Annotated in this window: 25 protein-coding genes; 14 read left to right on the forward strand and 11 right to left on the reverse strand. The window is 63.0% G+C overall.

Features of this window, described 5'->3' with window-relative positions:
• Nucleotides 1-3: 3 nt before the first annotated feature.
• The 6 genes from NKJ11_RS15250 to NKJ11_RS15275 form a co-directional block, all read right to left on the reverse strand.
• The gene (locus NKJ11_RS15250; RefSeq protein ID WP_352793691.1) at nt 4-1,614 is read right to left on the reverse strand and encodes an NTP transferase domain-containing protein; all 1,611 of its coding nucleotides are present in this window, start codon (nt 1,612-1,614) and stop codon (nt 4-6) included.
• Nucleotides 1,615-1,680: 66 nt separating this feature from the next.
• Nucleotides 1,681-2,418 (reverse strand): XdhC family protein, encoded by a 738-nt coding sequence (locus NKJ11_RS15255; RefSeq protein WP_352759220.1) that lies wholly within the window; start codon nt 2,416-2,418, stop codon nt 1,681-1,683.
• A gap of 62 nt (nt 2,419-2,480) precedes the next feature.
• Complete coding sequence (locus NKJ11_RS15260) at nt 2,481-2,819, reverse strand: XdhC family protein (protein ID WP_013532112.1); 339 nt, start codon at nt 2,817-2,819, stop codon at nt 2,481-2,483.
• Nucleotides 2,820-2,879: 60 nt separating this feature from the next.
• Nucleotides 2,880-4,124, reverse strand: coding sequence for a vWA domain-containing protein (locus NKJ11_RS15265; RefSeq protein WP_352759223.1), 1,245 nt, complete (start codon nt 4,122-4,124; stop codon nt 2,880-2,882).
• 3 nt (nt 4,125-4,127) lie between these two features.
• Nucleotides 4,128-5,057 (reverse strand): AAA family ATPase, encoded by a 930-nt coding sequence (locus tag NKJ11_RS15270; RefSeq protein WP_023810354.1) that lies wholly within the window; start codon nt 5,055-5,057, stop codon nt 4,128-4,130.
• A complete protein-coding gene (locus tag NKJ11_RS15275; RefSeq protein ID WP_023810353.1) occupies nt 5,054-5,581 on the reverse strand; it encodes a flavin reductase in 528 nt (175 codons plus the stop codon). Before NKJ11_RS15275 ends, NKJ11_RS15270 begins: the two co-directional genes overlap by 4 nt.
• Before the next feature lie 179 nt (nt 5,582-5,760).
• Between NKJ11_RS15275 and NKJ11_RS15280 the strand changes: the two genes are divergently transcribed.
• Both NKJ11_RS15280 and NKJ11_RS15285 read left to right on the forward strand, forming a co-directional pair.
• Nucleotides 5,761-6,834: a branched-chain amino acid ABC transporter substrate-binding protein gene (locus NKJ11_RS15280; protein ID WP_023810352.1), complete on the forward strand. Its 1,074-nt coding sequence runs from the start codon at nt 5,761-5,763 to the stop codon at nt 6,832-6,834.
• A complete protein-coding gene (locus tag NKJ11_RS15285) occupies nt 6,834-7,859 on the forward strand; it encodes a P1 family peptidase (RefSeq protein WP_128303289.1) in 1,026 nt (341 codons plus the stop codon). Before NKJ11_RS15280 ends, NKJ11_RS15285 begins: the two co-directional genes overlap by 1 nt.
• 9 nt (nt 7,860-7,868) lie before the next feature.
• Here NKJ11_RS15285 and NKJ11_RS15290 read toward each other — a convergent pair whose 3' ends face one another.
• Nucleotides 7,869-8,123, reverse strand: a complete 255-nt coding sequence (locus NKJ11_RS15290; protein WP_013532118.1) for a DUF2171 domain-containing protein — start codon at nt 8,121-8,123, stop codon at nt 7,869-7,871.
• 128 nt (nt 8,124-8,251) lie between these two features.
• Here NKJ11_RS15290 and NKJ11_RS15295 point away from each other — a divergent pair, with 128 nt between their 5' ends.
• The 4 genes from NKJ11_RS15295 to NKJ11_RS15310 all read left to right on the forward strand — a co-directional run bounded on the left by NKJ11_RS15295 (nt 8,252) and on the right by NKJ11_RS15310 (nt 11,595).
• Nucleotides 8,252-8,977 carry a DUF2259 domain-containing protein gene (locus NKJ11_RS15295; protein ID WP_128303288.1) on the forward strand — a complete coding sequence of 242 codons (726 nt, stop codon included), beginning with the start codon at nt 8,252-8,254 and terminating at the stop codon, nt 8,975-8,977.
• Nucleotides 8,978-9,084: 107 nt separating this feature from the next.
• Entirely contained in the window at nt 9,085-9,498 is a 414-nt protein-coding gene (locus NKJ11_RS15300) for a hypothetical protein (RefSeq protein WP_128303287.1), read from the forward strand.
• 59 nt (nt 9,499-9,557) lie between these two features.
• Entirely contained in the window at nt 9,558-10,859 is a 1,302-nt protein-coding gene (gene purB / locus NKJ11_RS15305) for an adenylosuccinate lyase (protein ID WP_128303286.1), read from the forward strand.
• 7 nt (nt 10,860-10,866) lie between these two features.
• Nucleotides 10,867-11,595 (forward strand): metallophosphoesterase family protein, encoded by a 729-nt coding sequence (locus tag NKJ11_RS15310; RefSeq protein ID WP_023810346.1) that lies wholly within the window; start codon nt 10,867-10,869, stop codon nt 11,593-11,595.
• Nucleotides 11,596-11,610: 15 nt separating this feature from the next.
• Here NKJ11_RS15310 and NKJ11_RS15315 read toward each other — a convergent pair whose 3' ends face one another.
• Entirely contained in the window at nt 11,611-12,426 is an 816-nt protein-coding gene (locus NKJ11_RS15315) for a VOC family protein (RefSeq protein ID WP_023810345.1), read from the reverse strand.
• A gap of 249 nt (nt 12,427-12,675) precedes the next feature.
• Here NKJ11_RS15315 and NKJ11_RS15320 point away from each other — a divergent pair, with 249 nt between their 5' ends.
• A complete protein-coding gene (locus NKJ11_RS15320; protein WP_128303284.1) occupies nt 12,676-13,230 on the forward strand; it encodes an RBBP9/YdeN family alpha/beta hydrolase in 555 nt (184 codons plus the stop codon).
• A gap of 6 nt (nt 13,231-13,236) precedes the next feature.
• Here NKJ11_RS15320 and NKJ11_RS15325 read toward each other — a convergent pair whose 3' ends face one another.
• Both NKJ11_RS15325 and NKJ11_RS15330 read right to left on the reverse strand, forming a co-directional pair.
• Nucleotides 13,237-14,010 carry an HpcH/HpaI aldolase family protein gene (locus tag NKJ11_RS15325; protein ID WP_352773138.1) on the reverse strand — a complete coding sequence of 258 codons (774 nt, stop codon included), beginning with the start codon at nt 14,008-14,010 and terminating at the stop codon, nt 13,237-13,239.
• Nucleotides 14,011-14,136: 126 nt separating this feature from the next.
• A complete protein-coding gene (locus NKJ11_RS15330) occupies nt 14,137-14,457 on the reverse strand; it encodes a DUF1476 domain-containing protein (protein WP_013532126.1) in 321 nt (106 codons plus the stop codon).
• A gap of 275 nt (nt 14,458-14,732) precedes the next feature.
• On the opposite strand from NKJ11_RS15330, the gene purC reads away from it, so the two are divergent.
• The 6 genes from purC to NKJ11_RS15360 all read left to right on the forward strand — a co-directional run bounded on the left by purC (nt 14,733) and on the right by NKJ11_RS15360 (nt 18,282).
• Nucleotides 14,733-15,527 carry a phosphoribosylaminoimidazolesuccinocarboxamide synthase gene (gene purC / locus NKJ11_RS15335; protein WP_013532127.1) on the forward strand — a complete coding sequence of 265 codons (795 nt, stop codon included), beginning with the start codon at nt 14,733-14,735 and terminating at the stop codon, nt 15,525-15,527.
• Nucleotides 15,528-15,570: 43 nt separating this feature from the next.
• On the forward strand, nt 15,571-15,813 hold the full coding sequence (gene purS / locus NKJ11_RS15340; RefSeq protein ID WP_023810342.1) for a phosphoribosylformylglycinamidine synthase subunit PurS: 243 nt from the start codon (nt 15,571-15,573) through the stop codon (nt 15,811-15,813).
• Nucleotide 15,814: 1 nt separating this feature from the next.
• Nucleotides 15,815-16,483: a phosphoribosylformylglycinamidine synthase subunit PurQ gene (purQ, locus tag NKJ11_RS15345; protein ID WP_128303282.1), complete on the forward strand. Its 669-nt coding sequence runs from the start codon at nt 15,815-15,817 to the stop codon at nt 16,481-16,483.
• Between the two features lie 84 nt (nt 16,484-16,567).
• Nucleotides 16,568-17,233, forward strand: a complete 666-nt coding sequence (locus tag NKJ11_RS15350) for a glutathione S-transferase family protein (protein WP_127810643.1) — start codon at nt 16,568-16,570, stop codon at nt 17,231-17,233.
• On the forward strand, nt 17,230-17,637 hold the full coding sequence (locus NKJ11_RS15355) for a hypothetical protein (protein WP_128303281.1): 408 nt from the start codon (nt 17,230-17,232) through the stop codon (nt 17,635-17,637). Before NKJ11_RS15350 ends, NKJ11_RS15355 begins: the two co-directional genes overlap by 4 nt.
• 3 nt (nt 17,638-17,640) lie before the next feature.
• The gene (locus tag NKJ11_RS15360; protein ID WP_128303280.1) at nt 17,641-18,282 is read left to right on the forward strand and encodes a Pr6Pr family membrane protein; all 642 of its coding nucleotides are present in this window, start codon (nt 17,641-17,643) and stop codon (nt 18,280-18,282) included.
• A gap of 78 nt (nt 18,283-18,360) precedes the next feature.
• Here NKJ11_RS15360 and NKJ11_RS15365 read toward each other — a convergent pair whose 3' ends face one another.
• Complete coding sequence (locus tag NKJ11_RS15365) at nt 18,361-18,612, reverse strand: DUF1127 domain-containing protein (RefSeq protein ID WP_128303279.1); 252 nt, start codon at nt 18,610-18,612, stop codon at nt 18,361-18,363.
• 93 nt (nt 18,613-18,705) lie between these two features.
• Here NKJ11_RS15365 and NKJ11_RS15370 point away from each other — a divergent pair, with 93 nt between their 5' ends.
• A complete protein-coding gene (locus tag NKJ11_RS15370) occupies nt 18,706-20,115 on the forward strand; it encodes an aminotransferase-like domain-containing protein (RefSeq protein WP_352552720.1) in 1,410 nt (469 codons plus the stop codon).
• The last annotated feature ends 4 nt before the right edge of the window (nt 20,116-20,119 follow it).

The following is a 20,119-nucleotide window of genomic DNA, read 5'->3' on the forward strand; positions in this document are numbered from 1 at the left end:
TTGTCAATCCTGCAGCACGCCGCCGGCGCCTTCGAGTGCCTCGCGTGTGTCGACATCGACTGACGCCGCCGCGCCGATCTCGACATCGATGACATCGAGCCCTTCCGTCTCGACCAGATGGCGCGCGCCGGTGTCGCCTTCGAGATGGGCGATCGCCGGAAACAGCGAGCGCGGCAAAAGCACCGGGTTGCCGCGCTTGCCGTCATGCGAAGCGCGGACCACCGCATTGCCGCCGGCCTTGCGGAAAGCATCGATCAATCTGTCGAGATCGCCAGACGTGATATCAGGCATGTCGCCGAGAACGATCATCACGCCGGCGGTGTCTTCCGGCAGATAGGCAATGCCGGCCTTCAGCGAAGTGGACAGGCCCTCGGTAAAATCGGGATTGTCGGCGAAGGCCACGTCGAGGCCCGCCAGTGCCGAGCGCACCCGATCGCGCTGGTGGCCGGTGACGACGACAGTGCCGGACGCCTTCGAGCCAAGCGCCCGCTCAGCGGTGCGGCGCACCAGCGGCTTGCCGTCGAACAGCGCCAGCAGCTTGTTCGGCCCGCCCATGCGGCTTGAGCGGCCAGCCGCCAGCAGCACGATGCCGACCTTGACCTGGCTTCTCGCCGGCAGCGGTTCGCGCGGCTGCGGCCGTGTCGGGATTTCCATCAGCAGCCCTCCGACCCCCATGCCGGCAATATCCCTGGCGGTCACGTCGATACCGGCGATCAAACGGTCCAGCACCCAGTCGAAACCGTTCTCCTTGGGGCTGCGGGCGCAGCCGGGCGCGCCGATGACGTGCTTGCCGCCGAGCATACCGAGCACCAGCAGATTGCCGGGATCCACCGGCATACCGGCGCGGATGACAGTACCGCCCGCCCTCTCGATCGCCGCGGGAATGACATCGGCGAAATCGCTCATCGCCGAGGCGCCGAAGATCACCACCAAATCGTTGTCGCGCACCAGGGAGACCGCGGCCTCAGCCACCGGCGCGATCTCATGCGGCGTGCGGCGCTCGGCCGTCAGCCTGCCCCCCGTGCGCGCCAGCCGCGCTTCGGTGACTCGCAGGGTCTTGTCCAGCACGGAAGGCTTGATGCCCGGCAGAACCGTCTGGATGACGCCGACACGCACCGGCTGGTAGGCGTTGACGGCAAAGATCTCACCACCGGCGCAGATTTTCGTCGCGGCGCCGATCAGCGCTGAACTGACCGCGAAGGGGATGATCTTCACGGTCGCGACCATCTGGCCTTTCTCCACCGGCGCATGCTGCGCCAGCGTGGCGATGGTGATGGCGGGATCGATGGCGTTGATGGCGTCGATGGCAGCGGCATCGACCGTGAAGATGCCCGGCGCCTTGGCATGGAGGTTGACCCGCCCGGTCGCGGCAGGCCTGGCCTCGATCCCGCGAAAGGTCATGCTCTCAGCTATTTCCTGCGCGGCGGCATCCTCGGCGAGGTCGTCGGCAGCCAGCACGGCTGCAACGACCTCGGAAACGCCGGCGGCCCGCAGCAGCGCCACATCTTCGGCGCTGAGCCTGTGCGCCTTGCGGAAGCGGCGTTCACCAGCGGTGGTGGAGTGCGCCAGCACCGCGCCTTCCGCGGCCTCGATCGGGATCGGGCCGAATTTCACGCCGCCGCGCCCGTAGAGCGCCGCGCGTCCTTTTGGACGCGCAAAGGACGCTCTACTACTTTGAACCTACGCATCGTGCTTTTCCAAAATCGATTTCGATTTTGGAGCCGATGCGGAGGCATCGAAACCGCGCGAGCGGAAGGCGTGGATCGCCTGGGCCAACACCGCAACGGCGATCTCTCCCGGGCTGGCAGCACCGATGTCGAGCCCGATCGGCGCATGGATACGGGCGATCTGATCGGCGCTCGCGCCCAGCGCCAGCAGGCGTTCGACCCGCTTGGCATGCGTCTTCCTGCTGCCGAGCGCCCCGACATAGAAACAGTTGGCGTCGAGCGCGGCCTTCAGGGCGAAATCATCGACCTTCGGGTCATGGGTGACGGCGGCAAGTGCGGTGTAGCTGTCGAGCGGCTGGCGCTTCAGCACATCCTCCGGCCATTCGGCATGAAGCGCCACCTCGGGAAAGCGGTCCGGCGTGGCGAAAGCGGTGCGGGGGTCGATGATCTCCACGGGATAGCCGGCGATCTTCGCCATCGGCGCCAGCGCCTGGCTGATATGGACAGCGCCAATCACGACCAGACGCGGCTGCGGCAGATGCGCGTTGAGAAAGAAATTCCGCCCCTCGGCTTCGACCGAACCGGAATTGCCTGTGCGAAACGCCCTGGCGATCGCGGCGCCAAGATCGCCGGCGACCTGATCGCCCTCGCGCACGATCCTGTCGCGGCCGTCACCGAGATCGGTGACAAGGATCGCCGCTCGGCGAGCGCGTCGTTCGGCGTTCAAAGTTTTTAAGGCGTAGGGATCCATCAGGAAATCTCTTGTCCGAGCATGATCTTGTCCAAAAACCGGGCCCCACTTTTGGGCATGCTCTAGCCCAGTCTTTCCACATACACCTTGATGCGGCCGCCACAGGACAGGCCGACCTGCCATGCGGTCTCATCGGCAACACCGAACTCCAGCATCCTGGCCTTGCCGCTGTCGATGACGTCGATGGCCTCGCTGACCACAGCGCCTTCGACGCAGCCGCCCGAGACGGAGCCGTGGAAATTGCCGTCGGCGTCGATGACCAGATGGCTGCCTACAGGTCGGGGCGCCGAACCCCAGGTCTCGACCACTGTCGCGATGGCCACGTCCTTGCCGTCCTTCATCCAGCCCTCCGCAATGATCAGCGGGTCGCGGGCCTCATCCAGATAAATGCTGTTTTCCATGACCGTTTCTCCAGAAGTCTGTTTTTCTCGGGATCTGTTTTCCGGATGGGAAAGATATGGCTATGCGGCGTGCCTCGCGCCAGCTTCCAGCCATCGGCGCGGATCGACGGATTGTGCCGACTTCTTATCCAGCGACGCGCAAAGATCGGCGAGCGCGTCGAGATTGTGCACCGAGCGGAACTCGTCGACGTGCGGCAGCATCGTCTTGACGCCGCGGGCGCGCGCCTGAAAGCCGTCGAAGCGCAGCAACGGATTCAGCCAGATCAGACGCCGGCAGGATTTGTGCAGGCGCTCCATTTCTTCAGACAGGCCGGCGACATCGTCGCGCTCCAGCCCATCTGTGATCAGAAGCACGACCGCGCCCTGCCCCAGCACGCGGCGCGACCATATCAGGTTGAACTCGGCCAGCGTGTCGCCGATGCGGGTGCCGCCCGACCAGTCCCTGACCGCCGCCGAACAGTCGGCAAGGGCTGCATCCGGGTCGCGATGGCGCATCTGCCGGGTCAGATTGGTGAGCCTTGTGCCAAAAACGAACGTGTGCACGCGCCGGCGTTTTTCGGTCAGCGCATGCAGGAAATGCAGGAAGATGCGTGTGTACTGGCTCATCGAGCCGGAAATGTCGGCCAGCACCACCAGCGGCGGGTGAACCTCGCGGGCTGAGCGGAATTTCGGCAGGATCAGTTCGCCGCCGGTGCGCGCGGCCGAACGCATCATGGCGCGCGGATCGATACGGCGGCCATGCGCATCGGCCTTGAAGCGCCGGGTGCGCACCATGTCGAAAGGCAGCCGCAGCTGCGCGATCGCCTTCTTGGCGTCGGCCATCTCGGCGGTATTCATCTGGGCAAAATCCTTGGCCCGCAGCACCTCGTTGCCGGAAGAGGTGAAGCGGGCGTCGACCTCGATCTCGGGAATTTCCTGTGGCGGCTGGTTCTTCTGGTGGCCCTCGAACATCGCCTGGCTGACCCGGTTTTCAGCGGCGCGTGGCTTCTGCTTTTCCCTGTTGTCGGGTGCCACCGGCGAAAACATAGCCAGCATCTTTTCGATCAGTTCGCGCGACTTCCAGAACAGCCGGAAGGCTTGGTCGAAAATGGCGTGGTCCTCATGCCTGGACACCAGCACGGCGTGCAGCGTCCAGTAGAAATCGTCGCGCGAGCCGATGCCGGCGGCGAGCACCGCTTCGATTGCGTCCTTGACCGAAGCCGGGCCGACCCGCATGCCGGCCTTGCGCAAGGTGCGGGCAAAATAGACGATGTTGTCGGCGATCCGCCCGTGCGGCATGGCCTCTTTTGGCTCGGGGCGCGACATCGCCTACTCCGCCGCCGAAAGCTCGGCCTTCACCTCGTTGAGGATGCGCCGGCCTTCGCCCTGTTCGATGCGGGCAATGTCGTCCTGGTATTTCAACAGCACGCCGATCGTGTCGGAGACGGTTTCAGGATCGAGCGCCACCTTGTCGAGCTCGGTCAGCGCGCCGGCCCAGTCGATGGTTTCGGCGACGCCCGGCACCTTGAACAATTCGATCTGGCGCAGCTTCTGGATGAAGGAGACCACTTCGGCCGAAAGCCGCTGGTTGGCCTGCGGCACCTTGCGGCGCACGATCTCCAGCTCGCGCTCGGCATTGGGATAGTCGACCCAGTGATAAAGGCAGCGCCGCTTCAGCGCATCGTGGATTTCGCGGGTGCGATTGGTGGTGATGATGACGATCGGTGGTTCTTCCGCCTTGATGGTGCCGAGTTCGGGCACCGTCACCTGGAAGTCGGACAGGATTTCGAGCAGGAAGGCTTCAAACGCCTCGTCGGTACGGTCGAGCTCATCGATCAGGAAAACCGGGGCAGCGCCCGTCTTTCCGGTCAGCGCATCGAGCACCGGGCGGCGGATCAGGTATTTTTCGGAAAAGACGTTGCGCTCCATGGCGGAGCGCTCGACCTTGCCGGCCGCCTCCTCCATGCGGATCTCGATCATCTGCGCGGCGTAGTTCCACTCATAGACGGCGGACGAAACGTCGAGGCCTTCATAGCACTGCAGGCGGATCAGCCGGCGACCGAGCGCCTGTGCCAACACCTTGGCGATCTCGGTCTTGCCGACGCCGGCCTCGCCCTCGAGGAACAGCGGCCGCTTCATACGCAACGACAGGAACAGCACGGTCGCCAGCGACCGGTCCGCCACATAGTCCGCACCGGTCAGGAGATCGAGCGTCTCGTCGATCGTCCGTGGCGCGGCGCGCGGTTTCAGCTCGGTCATTCTTTCTCCGTGAACGCCGCCGCTCCGCTTTCCAGTACGTGGTAGCCGCGGGCGTGGTAAATCAGCGGCCGCAAATTATCGCCCATACGCAGACCTGTCACCTTGCCAAAAAGCACACGATGGGTGGCCAGATCCTTGGTGTCGATCAATTCGCAGTCGAACACGGCGAGCGCGCCTTTCAGCGTCGGTACGCCGGTAGAGATCACATCCCATTCGCCAAGCGCGAAACGTTCCTCGACCGGCAGGCCGGTGATGCCGGAAAAGCCGACCGACAGTGGCTCCTGGTGCGAGGCCAGCGTGTTTAGGGCAAACCTGCCGTTTTTCACGAACAGCTCATTCTTGGCATTTTCGCGGTTGAGACAGACCAGGATGGTCGGCGGCGTGTCCGACACCGAACAGGCGGCGATCACCGTCGTGCCGCGCTTGCCGGCCGGCCCGTCGGTGGTGACCACATGGACGTGGCCGGCAAAGTGGCTCATCGCATCGCGATAGGCCTGCGGCCCAATGTCGTTCTTCTTCAGCACCGTAAATTTTCCATGGTCAGGATCCTACCGACATATATGGCCAGACATAGCCCGCCACAAGCGAAGTGCCTGAGCCATATCCCGAAATTCGCGTGTTGCACCAAGGCCGGGCAGCCTTTAGGTCTTGGCGGTAATAGTGCCGGGAGCATAGAGCCGGCACGGAGGGACCCATCGCTCGAATGCGACCCAGGACAAGAACAATAGCGGCGCTGTTCTGGCTGTTTCTGGCCAGTGCCGCGGATGCCCAGACGCTGCTCGTCGGCGTCTCAGCGCCCCTGTCGGGACCATCGGCCATTCTCGGCAAGCAGATCGAGGCCGGCACCGGTCTGGCCGCCGAGGCGAACGGCATCGAACTCAAGACGGTGGATGATGCCTGCACCGCCGATGGCGGCGCTGCCGCGGCCAGGGAATTTGCCGCCGCCAAGGTCAATATCGTGGTCGGCTTCCTCTGCACCGAGGCGATCGAGGCGGCGATGCCGATCCTGAAGGACGCCGGCATTCCGGTCATCACCGTTGGCGTGCGGACCGAAAGCCTGACCGACCGCCGCGCCAAGACTGGCTGGCCGGTCTATCGCCTCGGACTACGCGGCGACGATGAGCGCAACACCGTCGCTTCTGCCCTCACCCATCTGTGGCAGAACGAGCTGTTCGCCATTATCGACGACGGCACCATCTACGGCCGTGAGATCGCCGAGACGTTGCGGGCAGCGGCCGAACAGGCAGCGCTGAGGCCGGTATTCACAGACACGTTCCGGCCACAGCTCGACAACCAGATCGGCATGATCGGCCGGCTGAAGAAGGCCGGCGCGACGCATGTCTTTGCTGGCGGCGACGGCGACGACATCGCCATCATGGGCCGCGATGCCGCACAGCTTCAGGCTGGCATCGTCTTTGCCGGCGGCGAAAATCTCCGCACACCGCCGGGCGACGTGCCCTATGCCGTGGGCACGCTGATGATCGCACCGCCTGAATGGGCCGATGTCGCCGATCCAAAAGTGCTGGCGGCATTTGACGCTAGGAAGATCGTGCCCGACGGCTATGCGCTGCCTGCCTACGCCGCGGTCGAAATCGCCAAGGCGGCATCAAGCTTGTCCGAAAGCTCGGGCAAGCCATTGGCTGAAGCCCTGACCGGGCAGGATTTCACCACGGCGATCGGGCCGATCCGCTTTGATGCAAAAGGCGACCTCAGCCAGAGCCCCTACCGCGTCTTCCGTTTCGACGGCACGCGCTTTGCGCCCTTGGAAAGCAACTGATGTTTCGCACCGGCCCACGCAACCTGATCACCGACGTTGCCGGCCTGCGCGTCGGCAATGCGTCCGACGCCAGGCTGAAATCCGGGGTGACGACCGTGCTTTGCGATGCGCCGACGGTGGCTGGCGTTCAGATCCTGGGCGGCGCGCCGGGCACGCGCGAGACAGACCTGCTCGAACCGCACAATTCGGTCGATGTGGTGCACGCCGTCGTGCTTTCAGGCGGTTCGGCTTTCGGCCTCGACGCGGCATCCGGCGTGCAGGCGGCGTTGCGCGAACGCGGCATCGGCCTCGAGGTCGGTGGCTTTCGCGTGCCGATCGTGCCATCGGCGATCCTGTTCGACCTGCGCAATGGCGGCGACAAGGATTGGGGCCGTTATCCGCCCTACCGTGAGCTTGGCTATGAGGCGGCGCAAACCGCCACCGCCGATTTCCAACTCGGCACGATCGGTGCCGGCACCGGTGCGCTGACCTCGGGGCTAAAGGGCGGCCTCGGCTCCGCCTCGACGCTGCTGGAAAGTGGCGTCACCATCGGCGCGCTGGCCGCCGTCAATCCGACGGGCTCGGTAACCGTCAGCCGAACCCGCCATTTCTGGGCAGCACCATTCGAAATCGGCGACGAATTCGGTGGGCTTGGCTATCCCTCGCCGATGCCGGACGACGCGAAAAGGATTCTTTTGAAATACCGCGACAAGCATATGGGAAGGCCGATGGAGACCGGCGGCAACACCACCATCGCCGTCATTGCCACCGATGCGGTGCTCACAAAAGCTGCCGCCAAGCGCCTGGCGATATCGGCGCATGACGGCTTCGTGCGCGCCATCTGGCCGACGCACACGCCGGCCGATGGCGACCTGGTGTTTGCGCTGGCGACGGGCACGAGCGGAATCGAACTTTCCGCCGACGCGGCGATCGACCTTTACGCCGCGGCTGGCGCCACCATGGCGCGGGCCATCAGCCGCGGCGTGTTTGCCGCGACGCCCTCCGAAAACGATCTATTTCCGGTCTGGTCGTCGCGCCCGGGGTAAAGCGATCGATCAGACTGGATCGGACTTTTCTTCCTCGAACGTCACCGCAACATCGGAATTCGCCGACAGCCAGACCTTCTTCCCGTCGACTTCGGCAATCAGGCTCAGGGGAATATAGTGATGATGGCCCTTGTGAGCGCCCTCGCCGCTATCGGCCTTGGTCAGCTTGATGCGCTGGCCATCGACCTTGTCGACAGTGCCGACATGCACGCCGTCGGCGCCGACAACTTCCATATGCTCGCGAATTTTGCTGGTGTCGGTCATGGTGGTTCTCCATTGGGACTGCCGACCATAACAAATGACGGGCCGATTGGATGCATCGGCTTTCGCACCGCACGACGTTTTGATTTCGGCGTGCTAGGGGATTGAGACGATCACGGGGGTGAAGACCGATGCGAATGCTCTTTCTGTTTGCCGTTGGCCTGCTTGCACAGTTTGCCACCTCGATCGCGGCTCATGCCGGCGATGTCGCCGAACTTGAAATCCTCGGCTTCACCAAGGACGGCAGCGTCTTTGCTTTCGAGGAATATGGCGTGCAGGATGGATCGGGTTTTCCCTATGCCAACCGCTACTACATCGACACCAGCACCGACAGCTTTCTCAAGGGCACGCCGATCCGGGTCCGGCTTGAGGACGAGAATGCCAAACTGGATGCGGCGCGCCTTCAGGCCCGGCAAAAAGGCGAAGCCATTGTCAGTCAGGCCGAGCTGAGCGCCAATCGCGGCATCACCGCGGGTTTCAACCCGGTGACCGAGCTTTCGGCGGATCCGCACCGGATGGCGGTCAATCCGCGCCCGATCTTTTCGCCGGTCGACCCACCGCTCGAGTTCCGGCTCGACGAGATCGGCATGAACAACACCAAGGGCTGCGAGAGCCAGGGCGAGATCAACGGCTTCCGGCTGCTGCGCATCGAGGCGCAGGATGGTGGCACCACCAAGCTGCTGCACGAGGATAAGGCGATACCGAAAAGCCGGGGTTGCCCGAACGGCTACCGCATCGGCGCCGTGCAGACCTTTTCGATGGACAGTCTCAGCGCCTATGCCGTGCTGATCGCGGTGCGCCAGTACGGCTTTGAAGGCCCGGACTTTCGCTGGATCGCGGTGACCGGCCGCCTGTGACACCGCTTGTCCCACCCGCCCCGCGCGATCGTTCGCTGAACCGCCTTCGCCGCGCTATACCGACGCCGCGCACTGCGTTTTATGGCGCCTTGCTATGGGCCACGACGATGGGCGCCAGTGCGCTCGTCACCCTGTTGTTGGACGACTGGGAGACGCCGGCGAAAATCCGCATTGTCACCGTACTGTTCGCGGTGGGAGCTGCGCTGGCCTTTCCTATCGGCCTGTTCGCGGCGCGGCTGGTTTCGCAGGGAAGACGCTGGGAAGTCGCCTTTGCCGCGGCCTTCGTGTGCCTAGCCGCGGCGACGATCGGCCTGACCGCCGGGCTGTTTGCCCTGCAGTACCGCTCCTACTATGCCGAGTGGCATGCGCCTGCTTTCACCCGCACCTGGGTCCTCCAGTTCGTCTTCACGACGTTGATTGCGCTTTATCAGTTCGTGGTGCTGGGCATCCGGCTCTATTTTCCAGTTGGTTTCATCGCTCTGTTTGCCGCGGGCGTCTGGTTTGCGCGCCAGCGGCGTTGAGCATTTTGCTCGCCTCTGTTAGGACGCGGGCAAACTTCTCGATATGTCAGGACTGACCGATGATCCCTCGCTATTCCCGGCCGGAAATGGTCGCCATCTGGTCGCCAGAAACCCGGTTCCGCATCTGGTTCGAGATCGAAGCCTATGCATGCGACGCGCTGGCCGAACTCGGCGTCATCCCCAGGGAAGCGGCAAAAACCATCTGGGAAAAGGGCGGGGCGGCAAAATTCGATGTCGAGGCGATCGACGAGATCGAGCGCGTTACCAAGCATGACGTGATCGCCTTCCTCACCCATCTTGCCGAATTCGTCGGGCCGGACGCCCGCTTCATCCATCAGGGCATGACCTCGTCCGACGTTCTCGACACCTGCTTTGCGGTGCAGCTTACCCGCGCCAGCGACATCCTGCTCGCCGACATCGATGGTCTGCTTGCAGCGCTCAAGCGCCGCGCCTTCGAGCACAAGGACACGGTCACCATCGGCCGCAGCCATGGCATCCATGCCGAGCCGACCACCTTCGGCGTCAAGCTGGCGCAGGCCTATGCCGAGTTCTCGCGCTGCCGCGAGCGGTTGGTGCACGCGCGGGAGGACATCGCCACCTGTGCGATCTCCGGGGCGGTCGGCACCTTCGCCAACATCGACCCCTATGTCGAGGAACATGTGGCGGCGAAGCTCGGCCTGAAGCCCGAGCCGGTTTCGACGCAAGTGATCCCGCGCGACCGTCACGCGATGTTCTTTGCCACGCTCGGCGTCATCGCCTCGTCGGTCGAGCGGCTGTCGATCGAGATCCGGCATTTGCAGCGCACCGAAGTGCTGGAAGCGGAAGAGTATTTTTCGCCGGGCCAGAAAGGCTCGTCGGCCATGCCGCACAAGCGCAACCCGGTGCTGACCGAGAACCTCACCGGCCTTGCCCGCATGGTGCGTTCGATGGCGCTGCCGGCGATGGAGAATGTGGCGCTCTGGCACGAGCGCGACATCTCGCACTCCTCGGTCGAGCGCATGATCGGCCCGGACGCCACCGTGACGCTCGATTTCGCGCTGTCACGGCTGACCGGCGTCATCGACAAGCTGCTCGTCTATCCCGACAACATGCTGAAGAACATGAACAAGTTCCGCGGCCTCGTGCATTCGCAGCGCGTCATGCTGGCGCTGACGCAGGCGGGCCTGTCGCGCGAAGACTCCTACCGGCTGGTGCAGCGCAACGCCATGAGAGTGTGGGAGCAAGGCGCTGATTTTCTTGAGGAATTACTGTCCGACAAGGAAGTGACCGCAGCGCTGCCGGAAGCCGAGATCCGCGAGAAATTCGACCTGGGCTATCACACCAAGCATGTCGACACGATCTTCAAGCGGGTGTTCGGATAGGATTTCCATGCGACTGGCTGTCCTTTCCGACATTCACGGGAATCTGCGCGCGCTTGAAGCGGTTCATGCGCGGATCAAGGACAATTCTCCCGACATCATCGTCAATCTGGGTGATTGTCTCTCCGGGCCGCTATGGCCGGAAGAAACCGCGCAATATTTGATTGCACAGAACTGGCCGACCGTGCGCGGCAATCACGACCGTGTGCTGATCGAGCCGCCGGCTTCCGGGCTGGAAGACGTCGATGCCTTTACCCACCATTGCCTCTCCCAGACGTCATTGGCTTGGCTTTTGGCATTGCCGATTGCCCTGACGCTCGCCCCTGAAATTCTGCTCTGCCACGGCAGCCCCAGCGACGACGAGACGTTCCTGCTCGAGGAAGACGGCGGCAATCACTTCTATCCATCCAATCAAAAAGAAATCAGACACAAGCTCGGCAGCATCGATGCCGGGCTGACCTTGTGCGGCCACACCCATACGCCGCGCGTCGTGCGGCTTTCCGACCGCCAGACGATCCTAAATCCCGGCAGCGTCGGTGTTCAGGCGTTTCCCGGCCTTACCGTGACCGGCAGCCCGCATGCCCGCTACGCCCTCGCCACGCACAAGCGCGGAGAATGGTCGTTCAGCCATCACGCGGTCAGTTATGACTGGGCCGAAGCATCCAGCCGCGCGACGGCGGCCGGCTTCGACAGTTGGGCACACGGATTGCTGACCGGTTACGCCGCCAGTTCTGTTTAAGAGCGCAGCGGGCGCTTAGCCGGCAGCGCCAGGCACGGTGCGGATCACCGTGCCCCACGGGTCTTCCCGCGTGGTTTCGGTGGATGCCTTGTCCGAACGCATCTCGACCCAGGCCAGACCTGACCGGGAGGGATCGCGGCGGCCTGCGCCTGAACTCTGCCAGGCGTTGGCGCCGATGTGGTGGTGATAGCCGCCCGACGACAGGAACACCGCCTGGCCGCCATATTTCGCCACCGTGTCGAAGCCGAATTCCTGGTTCCACCAGGCTTCGGCGTCTTCCGGCCTGCCGACACGCAGGTGGACATGGCCGACGATGCTGTTTTCCGGCGCGCCCTGCCAGCCGGCGTCACCCGCAGGCACTTCGGCAACGACGGACGGAATGTTCAGCCGCTCCGTTGCCATGGCAATCTTGTCGCCATTCCACTTCCAGTCCTGCGGGCGGCGGTCGGCATAGATCTCGATGCCATTGCCTTCGGGATCGGTCAGGTACAGAGCTTCGCTGACCAGATGGTCGGAAGCGCCCTCGATCGCGATCTTGTTCGATATAGCGTGGTTGATCCAGCGGCCGAGATCGGCGCGGCTGGGCAGCAGGAAGGCGGTGTGGAACAGCCCGGCGCTGCGCGGATCATCCGGCTTAGCTGAAGCGTCCTGCTCAAGCACCAACAAGGGACGGTTGGCGGCGCCCAGCGTGATCGAACCATCGGCACGGCTCAACTCCTGCAGACCGACAATTTCGCGGTAATATGCGGCAAGGCTTTCCGCGTCGCGCGCCTTCAGCCCGACGCGGGCAACGCTGACTGGGGTGGTGGCGGCAAAAGGCAACTCGCTCATCAAATGCTCCGTTCGACCGGCCTGCGATGAAGCTCCCAAAGCGAGAAGCCCCACTCCGCCGATCATTGTACGTCGTGTCAGTTCCAAAGTCAGGGTTCCCGCGCACGGCTGTTTCTTTTCCTGACCACAGATCGTCCATCGGCATCGTTCACACAAGACGCGAAGAAGCGAACATGGTGTTCACTATTGTGATCAATAGCGGCGTTCCTGCCGGTTGCACGAAGCGATGCCGCTCGCTATCTCAGCGCCATGAAGGTCAAGGAAGCAGATATCCTCATCGTGCCGGGCTACACCAATTCCGGCCCCGACCATTGGCAGAGCCGCTGGCAGTCGAAACTGTCGACGGCGCGCCGCGTCGAACAGGCCGAGTGGTCGAAGCCGGTTCGCGAGGACTGGACGGCGAGCGTCGCCAAGGCGGTCAACGAGGCCGAGCGGCCGGTTGTCCTGGTCGCGCACTCACTCGGCGTCGCCACTGCGGTGCAAGCCATTCCGCAATTCCGCAAGCCGGTCGCCGGGGCCTTCTTCGTGGCGCCTCCCGACGTCGCCAATCCCGAGATCAGGCCCAGGCACCTGATGACCTTCGGTCCCTACCCGCGTGAGCCGCTGCCCTTTCCCTCGATCGTGATCGCCAGCCGCAACGATCCGTTCTGCGCCTTCGATGTCGCCGAAGACATTGCCGGTGCATGGGGCTCGCTGTTCATCGATGCCGGCGAGACCGGTCATCTGAACGCGGATTCAGGCTTCGGGCCGTGGCCCGAAGGTTCAATGACCTTCGCCAAATTCCTGACGGATTTGAAACCCTGAGTTTCTTCAGGACCCGATCGAATCGCGGACGCTCTTGATCAGCGTTTTTGCGCCAAGCCCGATCAGCGAATGCTCGGAGCCCATGGCCAGCAGGCGATAGCCCATCGACACAACCCGGCCGGCAATTGCCGGCTCGACAACGTAGATCGCCGCATGTTTGCCGGCCTTGCGGGTGCGCTCGGCCACCGATGCCACAGTCTCCATCATGCTTTCCAGCGTCGAATTGACCGTGGCGCCATTGCTCCAGGCGATCGAGAAATCCGATGGACCGAGGAAGATGCCGTCGATGCCGGGCGTGTCGAGGATGCCGTCGAGCGCATCGAGGGCCGCACGCGTCTCGACCATGGCGAAGGCCATGGTGCGCTGGTTGGTGTCGCGCAGCCAGTCGGCCTGGTCGCCTTGGCCGTGGCGCGGAAAAGCGTAAGTCGGCCCCCAGGAGCGCTCGCCGAGTGGCGGGTATTTCATGGCGGCGGCGAACAATTTTGCATCGGCAACCGAATTCACCATCGGCGCGATGACCGCCTCGGCGCCGAAATCGAGCGCGCGGCTTGCCATGTCGAAACGGCCAACGGGAATGCGCACCAGCGCCGGCTTGCCGGCAGCGAGCACCGGCACCAGGCCACGCAGCACGCTGTCTTCGTGATGGCCGCCATGCTGCATGTCGAGCGTGACGGCATCAAAGTCCTGCTTGGCGACGATTTCGACGGTCAAGGCATCCGGCACGCCGGACCATGCGGTGAACAGCGTTTCGTCGGCCGCGAGGCGGGACTTCAGGGACATGGGTACTTTCCTTGTTAACTCCGGCAGTTTCAGCCAGAAATCGCGACAAAGGCAAAGAAAAACCGCCCGGATAGGCCGGGCGGTCGATTGGTCCAGCGTATGGCCGGGATCAGCGCATGGCCCGGATCAGGTGTTCTTGATCTGCTCGATCGCCTGCGCCATCAGTTCGTCCATGGTGCGGCGGATCTGGTGGTCCGACTGCTCGACGCCGGCCGCGTCGAAATCCCCGCGGATTTTGCGGAACACGTCGTGGTCGCCGGCTTCCTCGATGTCGGAGATAACCACTTCCTTGGCATAGGCGTCGGCATCAGCGCCGGACTTTCCGAGCTTTTCGGCGGCCCACAGGCCGAGCGCCTTGTTGCGGCGTGCCGAGGCCTTGAACCGAAGCTCCTCGTCGAATGCGAATTTACGCTCAAAGCCCTCTTCGCGGTCTTTCATGCTGCTCATGGCGTCCCTCCGGTCAAATTCGATTCGTTGGCGGTGAATATGTGCGTTGCCAAAGCACAAACCAAAAGGTCGCGGGCCGGTCAATACGCTTCATCGCATGCTGCGCTGCGGCATTTCAGTCCCGAAAGCGGTTGATTGGAAGGATTTGCCGATTGAGCAAACGATGTGATTGGGATAGACCCGGCATTGAACCCTACCGTAGCCGCACTATTTCAGGCAGACGGACAGGAAATGGTCTGATACCGCCCTGTCCGGAACCCCAGAGAAAAATCCAGATGAAAAATCGCCGCCGCATTTATGAAGGCAAGGCCAAGATACTCTATGAGGGACCCGAACCGGGCACGCTTATCCAGTTCTTCAAGGACGACGCCACCGCGTTCAACAAGAAGAAGCATGAAGTCATCGACGGCAAGGGCGTCCTCAACAACCGCATTTCCGAGTACATCTTCAACCATTTGAACCGCATGGGCATTCCGACCCATTTCATCCGCCGGCTGAACATGCGCGAGCAGTTGATCAAGGAAGTCGAGATCATTCCGCTCGAAGTGGTGGTGCGCAACGTCGCCGCCGGTTCGCTGTCCAAGCGGCTCGGCATCGAGGAAGGCACCGTTCTGCCGCGCTCGATCATCGAATTCTATTACAAGGCCGACGCGCTCGACGATCCGATGGTGTCGGAAGAGCACATCACTGCGTTCGGCTGGGCGAGCCCGCAGGAGATCGACGACGTCATGGCGCTGGCCATCCGCGTCAACGACTTCCTCTCCGGCTTGTTCATGGGCGTCGGCATCCAGCTCGTCGACTTCAAGATCGAATGCGGCCGGCTGTTCGAGGGCGACATGATGCGCATTGTCGTCGCCGACGAGATCTCGCCGGATTCCTGCCGCCTGTGGGACGTGGCGACGCAGGACAAGCTCGACAAGGATCGTTTCCGCCGCGACATGGGCGGCCTCGTCGAGGCCTACCAGGAAGTTGCCCGCCGCCTCGGCATCATGAACGAGAACGAACCGCCGCGCCCGACCGGCCCTGTGCTCGTCGCCTCGACCGACGGTCTCAAAGGCAAGCCGCACTGATCGCGGCTTGCGAACTGATAGTCAGAACAGGAGCATGTCCAGCGTGATCAAGGCCCGCATTACCGTCACCCTCAAGAACGGCGTGCTCGACCCGCAAGGCAAGGCGATAGAACACGCATTGTCGGGCCTTGGCTTCGGCGGCGTCGGCGCGGTGCGGCAGGGCAAGGTTTTCGACGTCGAGCTGGCCGAAAGTGACAAGGCCAAGGCCGAAGCCGACCTCAAGGCCATGTGCGACAAGCTGCTGGCGAATACGGTGATTGAGAATTACGCGGTGGAGATCGCCTAAATTGAAATCAGCCGTCGTCCTCCTGCCCGGCCTCAATCGCGACCGCGACATGATCGCAGCGTTGACCAAGATTTCGGGAACACCGCCAATCACCGTCTGGCAGACCGACACCGAAATCCCCGATGTCGACCTGATCGCCATTCCAGGCGGCTTTTCCTTCGGCGACTATCTGCGCTGCGGCGCGATCGCGGCGCGCATGCCGGTCATGCGGGCTGTGGCCGAAAAAGCGGCCGCCGGCGTTACGGTCATCGGCGTCTGCAACGGTTTCCAGATCCTGGTCGAGGCCGGCCTGTTGCCGGGCGCCTTGATGCGCAACACCTCGCTGAAATTCGTCTGCCGGCAGGTGAAGCTCGAGATCACCAATGCCAACACCATGTTCACCCGCCGCTATCAGCCGGGCCAGATCATCCGCTCGCCGGTCGCGCATCATGACGGCAATTATTTCGCCGACGCCGACACGCTTGCCCGCCTCGAAGGCGAAGGCCAAGTGGTGTTCCGCTATGCCGAGGGCACCAACCCCAATGGCTCGATCAACGACATTGCCGGCATCGTCAACAGCCAAGGCAATGTGCTCGGGCTGATGCCGCACCCGGAAAACCTGATCGAAGCAGCCCATGGCGGCACCGACGGCCGCGGACTCTTCGAGAGCGCTCTCGGCATCGCCGCCTGACGATATCGAAGCGAACAGCTTGAAAACAGCCGGACATTCCTGTTTCTTTGGAGCAAGTCTGGTTCATTGGGGAGAGAGACGGTCATGAAACTCTATTCGCGGCCGTTGTCGCCCTACTCGTCGATCGTGCGGGCACTGGCCTACATCAAGGACGTACCACTCAAGATCATCGCGCCGCCGCCCGGTTTCCCCATCCCGGAAGAGTTTCGCGCCATCTCACCGATGAACCGGATTCCGGTGCTGATCACCGGCTCGGGCGAGACGATCGTCGAATCGGTGGTCATCGCCGAATATCTCGAGGAACGGTTCCCGGAACCGGCGCTGCTGCCCCCCGATTCCAAGGACCGCGCGCTGGTGCGTATGTTCGCCCGCATCACCGATCTCGATGTGCTGACACCGATGATGAAGCTTTTCGAGCTTCATTCCGTGCCGAAGCGAAACAATGCCGAGATCGACGCCCAGTTCGCCCGCCTACATCATGGACTGGCAGCGATCGAGGCCCGCATGGCGCAAGGGCCCTTCGCACTCGGCGACGACATTAGTTTCGCCGATGCCTGGCTGACGCCGACGCGGTTCATCTTCAACAATTTCCGGGCCATGACGGGACGCCACGACCTGCTCGATGCCTATCCCAAATTCGACGCCTACCAGCAGATCGCCTCGCAACACCCGGCATTGTCGAGGGTGTGGGGCGAGATGACCGATGGTTTGAAGATTTTTCTGTCCGAGCTTGAGATGGGTGCCGCTTGATTAAGTCGAAGACGATCGCGCTGGTCGCCGCGGCGGGCTTTGTGCTGGCATCTTGCCAGTCGACGCCAAAGAGCACGCCTGTTCCCTCAGGCAAAAGTGCTGCGCTGCTGGCCATGGAACAAGTGGCGATCGCTGCCCACAAATGCTGGATCGCCAGCAAGGACCCAGCCTTCAAACCGTACCAGATGGCCAATGAGCTGAATTCGTTCAGCGGCACGCCGCGTTTCCTGCTGGTGCCGGCCAAGCACTATGGCGGCAAACCTTTGCTGGTCGTGCAGGCGCAAGGCAATTCTAGCCGTGTCGACGTCTTCGGACCGCTGATGAACGATCCGCTCGGCGCCCGCATCGGCTCGGACATCGCTCGTTGGCAGACCGGCAATCCGGCCTGCGCCGCGACGGCCTAGCCCATGGGCCGCTTTCTGCAGATTGTGGGGCTGGTCATCGGTCTGGCCGGGCTCATCCTGCAGTTCTGCATCAGCATTCCGGCATCGATGGAAGCAGGCCGCAGCCTGCTTGGCTCCGTCATTTTCGTCTTCAGCTTCTTCACCATCTTGACCAACATCGGCGCGGTGCTGGTGTACATGTCGCTGCTGTCACCCACCTTCTATGCCTGGGTGCCGGCCTTTGCAGGCGCGCGGATGCGGGCCGGCGTTGCCGCTTCGATCGCGCTGGTTTTTATCATCTATGCAACGGTCCTGGCACAACTCTGGCAGCCGCAGGGGCTGTTCCTGCTCTGCGACGTCCTGCTGCATTATGTGACGCCGGTGCTCTTCGTGCTGTGGTGGTTGATATCGGGCGCTGACGGCAGGACGCGCTGGAGCGACATTTCCTGGTGGGTGATCTATCCCATCGCTTATCTGGTCTATGCGCTGGTGCGGGCGCCGTTTGCCGGCGAGGTGCCCTACCCTTTCCTGGACATCGCCAAGAACGGCGCGACCAGCGTCGTCATCTCGGCCGCAGCCATCACCGGACTTTTCCTCGTGCTGTGCGTGGTCGCCGTCCTTGCGGACCATGGCATTGCTCGCACCAGGGCATCGAGCGTCCGTTAGAACTGTGCGGACGTCCTGTCCGCATTTCCAGGGACCATTATCTTTCCCAAAAACCGGTTCCCACTTTTGGGATCACGGTCAGTCCCAGAACGGCCTGATGCCCTCGCGGTGGGCATCGCAGCGCGAGATGCCGATATCCTTGAGCTGGTCGTCGGTCATCTCCAGCAGCGCCAACCGGCTGCGGCGGCGATCCAGCAGGTTGTCGATCCATCTTGCCAGCGACCTCAGCACGCGCACAAGGCGGCTGACAAAGCCGCGCTGAACCGACGGGCGTATCGATTGGCCTGATAATGCAGCGCTCGAATGACGTATTGTCGCGATTGTATTCATTTTCTTTCTGCCGACGTTCTAAATTGTACCCTTTTTTGCACGCGATTGATATGTATTGACTCATGTGCCGGTGCAATATAGAAAATTGTCACCATGACAAATTGGCTTCCAGATCTCACTGCCGGCTCCGGCCCGCTGTATCAGCGGCTGGCGGATTCCATCGAGACGGACATCGATCGCGGCGTGATCGATGCCGGCGCAAAGCTGCCGCCGCAACGCGACCTCGCCTACGACATCGGCACCACCGTCGGCACGGTCGGCCGGGCCTATCAATTGCTGCGCGAGCGTGGGCTGGTGAGCGGCGAAGTCGGGCGTGGAACCTATGTGCTCGGCCAGCGCGCGAAGCCGGATTTTCCGGCTCCGGACGTCGGCGGCGAAGGCACACGCTATATCGATGCGCCTAAAGGCAAGTTGCGTTTCGACAGCACCGCAGCACCCGATATCGGCCAGGGCGACATCGTCGCCGGTGTCCTGTCGCGCACGGCGCAGGACCATCCACATGAGATTTCAAGCTACACGCGGGATTTTCCCGACCGCTGGTACGAAGCCGGCGCCCGCTGGTTGGCGCGCAATTCGTTTCGTCCGAGTGCCGACACCGTCGTTCCCACGCTCGGCACCCATGCGGCGGTGATGGCGGCAATCGCGGCGCTCACCATGCCTGGCGACTATGTTGCCTTCGAGCACCTCACCTACTCGCAGATTTCCCGCAGTGCCGGCCTGATCGGCAGGCGCACCGCGCTGGTGGCATCGGACGAGGAAGGCATCGATCCGCAGGATTTCGAGCGCGTCTGCGCGCAAAAGCATCCCAAGATGATCTTCCTGATGCCGACTGCGCAGAATCCGACGCTGGCCACCTTGTCGGCGGCGCGCCGCGAGGCGATCGCCCATGTCGCACGCGAATACAACGTCGTCCTCATCGAGGACGACCTCTATGGCAATCTGACCGATGATCCGACACCATTGCTGGCCGAGTATGCGCCTGAACGCACCATTGTCGCGGGCGGCCTGTCGAAGTCGGTCGCAGCCGGTGTACGCGGCGGCTGGCTTTCTTGCCCGCCCGCCTACCGCCACCGCATCCGTGTCGCCCACAAGATGATGACCGGCGGCATGCCCTTCCTGCTGGCGGAGGTGAATACAAGGCTGGTGCTGTCAGGTCAGGCGGATGAGATACGCAAGCGCAGCATCGCCGAAATCGGCGCCCGCATCGCCATCGTGCGCGAGACTTTGGCCGGCTTCGCGTTCAAGTCGCATGACAGGGTGCCCTTTGTCTGGCTGACCCTGCCCGACCCCTGGCTTTCCGGCACCTTCAAGAACGCCTGCCTTGAGCACGGCGTGCTGATCGACGACGAGGACGAGTTCAAGGCCGGCCGCTCCGAGCAGGTTTTCCATGGCGTCCGCTTTGGCGTTTCGCAGCCGAGACAGCGCGAGGACATAGCCGAAGGCGTCGCGGCGATCCGGCGACTTCTCGATGAAGGCCGCGCCGGCTACGACAGCTTCTCCTGACACT

It is taken from the genome of Mesorhizobium sp. M0243 (assembly GCF_040321775.1).
In the GTDB taxonomy this organism is placed as follows: Bacteria; Pseudomonadota; Alphaproteobacteria; order Rhizobiales; family Rhizobiaceae; genus Mesorhizobium.

What these genes read in the sequence shown, in the direction of transcription:
- NKJ11_RS15255 (WP_352759220.1), bottom strand. Translation starts at nt 2,418, where the DNA reads ATGGATCCCTACGCCTTAAAAACTTTGAACGCCGAACGACGCGCTCGC.
- NKJ11_RS15260 (WP_013532112.1), bottom strand. Translation starts at nt 2,819, where the DNA reads ATGGAAAACAGCATTTATCTGGATGAGGCCCGCGACCCGCTGATCATT.
- NKJ11_RS15265 (WP_352759223.1), bottom strand. Translation starts at nt 4,124, where the DNA reads ATGTCGCGCCCCGAGCCAAAAGAGGCCATGCCGCACGGGCGGATCGCC.
- NKJ11_RS15270 (WP_023810354.1), bottom strand. Translation starts at nt 5,057, where the DNA reads ATGACCGAGCTGAAACCGCGCGCCGCGCCACGGACGATCGACGAGACG.
- NKJ11_RS15280 (WP_023810352.1), top strand. Translation starts at nt 5,761, where the DNA reads ATGCGACCCAGGACAAGAACAATAGCGGCGCTGTTCTGGCTGTTTCTG.
- NKJ11_RS15285 (WP_128303289.1), top strand. Translation starts at nt 6,834, where the DNA reads ATGTTTCGCACCGGCCCACGCAACCTGATCACCGACGTTGCCGGCCTG.
- NKJ11_RS15290 (WP_013532118.1), bottom strand. Translation starts at nt 8,123, where the DNA reads ATGACCGACACCAGCAAAATTCGCGAGCATATGGAAGTTGTCGGCGCC.
- NKJ11_RS15295 (WP_128303288.1), top strand. Translation starts at nt 8,252, where the DNA reads ATGCGAATGCTCTTTCTGTTTGCCGTTGGCCTGCTTGCACAGTTTGCC.
- NKJ11_RS15300 (WP_128303287.1), top strand. Translation starts at nt 9,085, where the DNA reads ATGGGCGCCAGTGCGCTCGTCACCCTGTTGTTGGACGACTGGGAGACG.
- purB (WP_128303286.1), top strand. Translation starts at nt 9,558, where the DNA reads ATGATCCCTCGCTATTCCCGGCCGGAAATGGTCGCCATCTGGTCGCCA.
- NKJ11_RS15310 (WP_023810346.1), top strand. Translation starts at nt 10,867, where the DNA reads ATGCGACTGGCTGTCCTTTCCGACATTCACGGGAATCTGCGCGCGCTT.
- NKJ11_RS15315 (WP_023810345.1), bottom strand. Translation starts at nt 12,426, where the DNA reads ATGAGCGAGTTGCCTTTTGCCGCCACCACCCCAGTCAGCGTTGCCCGC.
- NKJ11_RS15320 (WP_128303284.1), top strand. Translation starts at nt 12,676, where the DNA reads ATGAAGGTCAAGGAAGCAGATATCCTCATCGTGCCGGGCTACACCAAT.
- NKJ11_RS15325 (WP_352773138.1), bottom strand. Translation starts at nt 14,010, where the DNA reads ATGTCCCTGAAGTCCCGCCTCGCGGCCGACGAAACGCTGTTCACCGCA.
- NKJ11_RS15330 (WP_013532126.1), bottom strand. Translation starts at nt 14,457, where the DNA reads ATGAGCAGCATGAAAGACCGCGAAGAGGGCTTTGAGCGTAAATTCGCA.
- purC (WP_013532127.1), top strand. Translation starts at nt 14,733, where the DNA reads ATGAAAAATCGCCGCCGCATTTATGAAGGCAAGGCCAAGATACTCTAT.
- NKJ11_RS15350 (WP_127810643.1), top strand. Translation starts at nt 16,568, where the DNA reads ATGAAACTCTATTCGCGGCCGTTGTCGCCCTACTCGTCGATCGTGCGG.
- NKJ11_RS15360 (WP_128303280.1), top strand. Translation starts at nt 17,641, where the DNA reads ATGGGCCGCTTTCTGCAGATTGTGGGGCTGGTCATCGGTCTGGCCGGG.
- NKJ11_RS15365 (WP_128303279.1), bottom strand. Translation starts at nt 18,612, where the DNA reads ATGAATACAATCGCGACAATACGTCATTCGAGCGCTGCATTATCAGGC.
- NKJ11_RS15370 (WP_352552720.1), top strand. Translation starts at nt 18,706, where the DNA reads ATGACAAATTGGCTTCCAGATCTCACTGCCGGCTCCGGCCCGCTGTAT.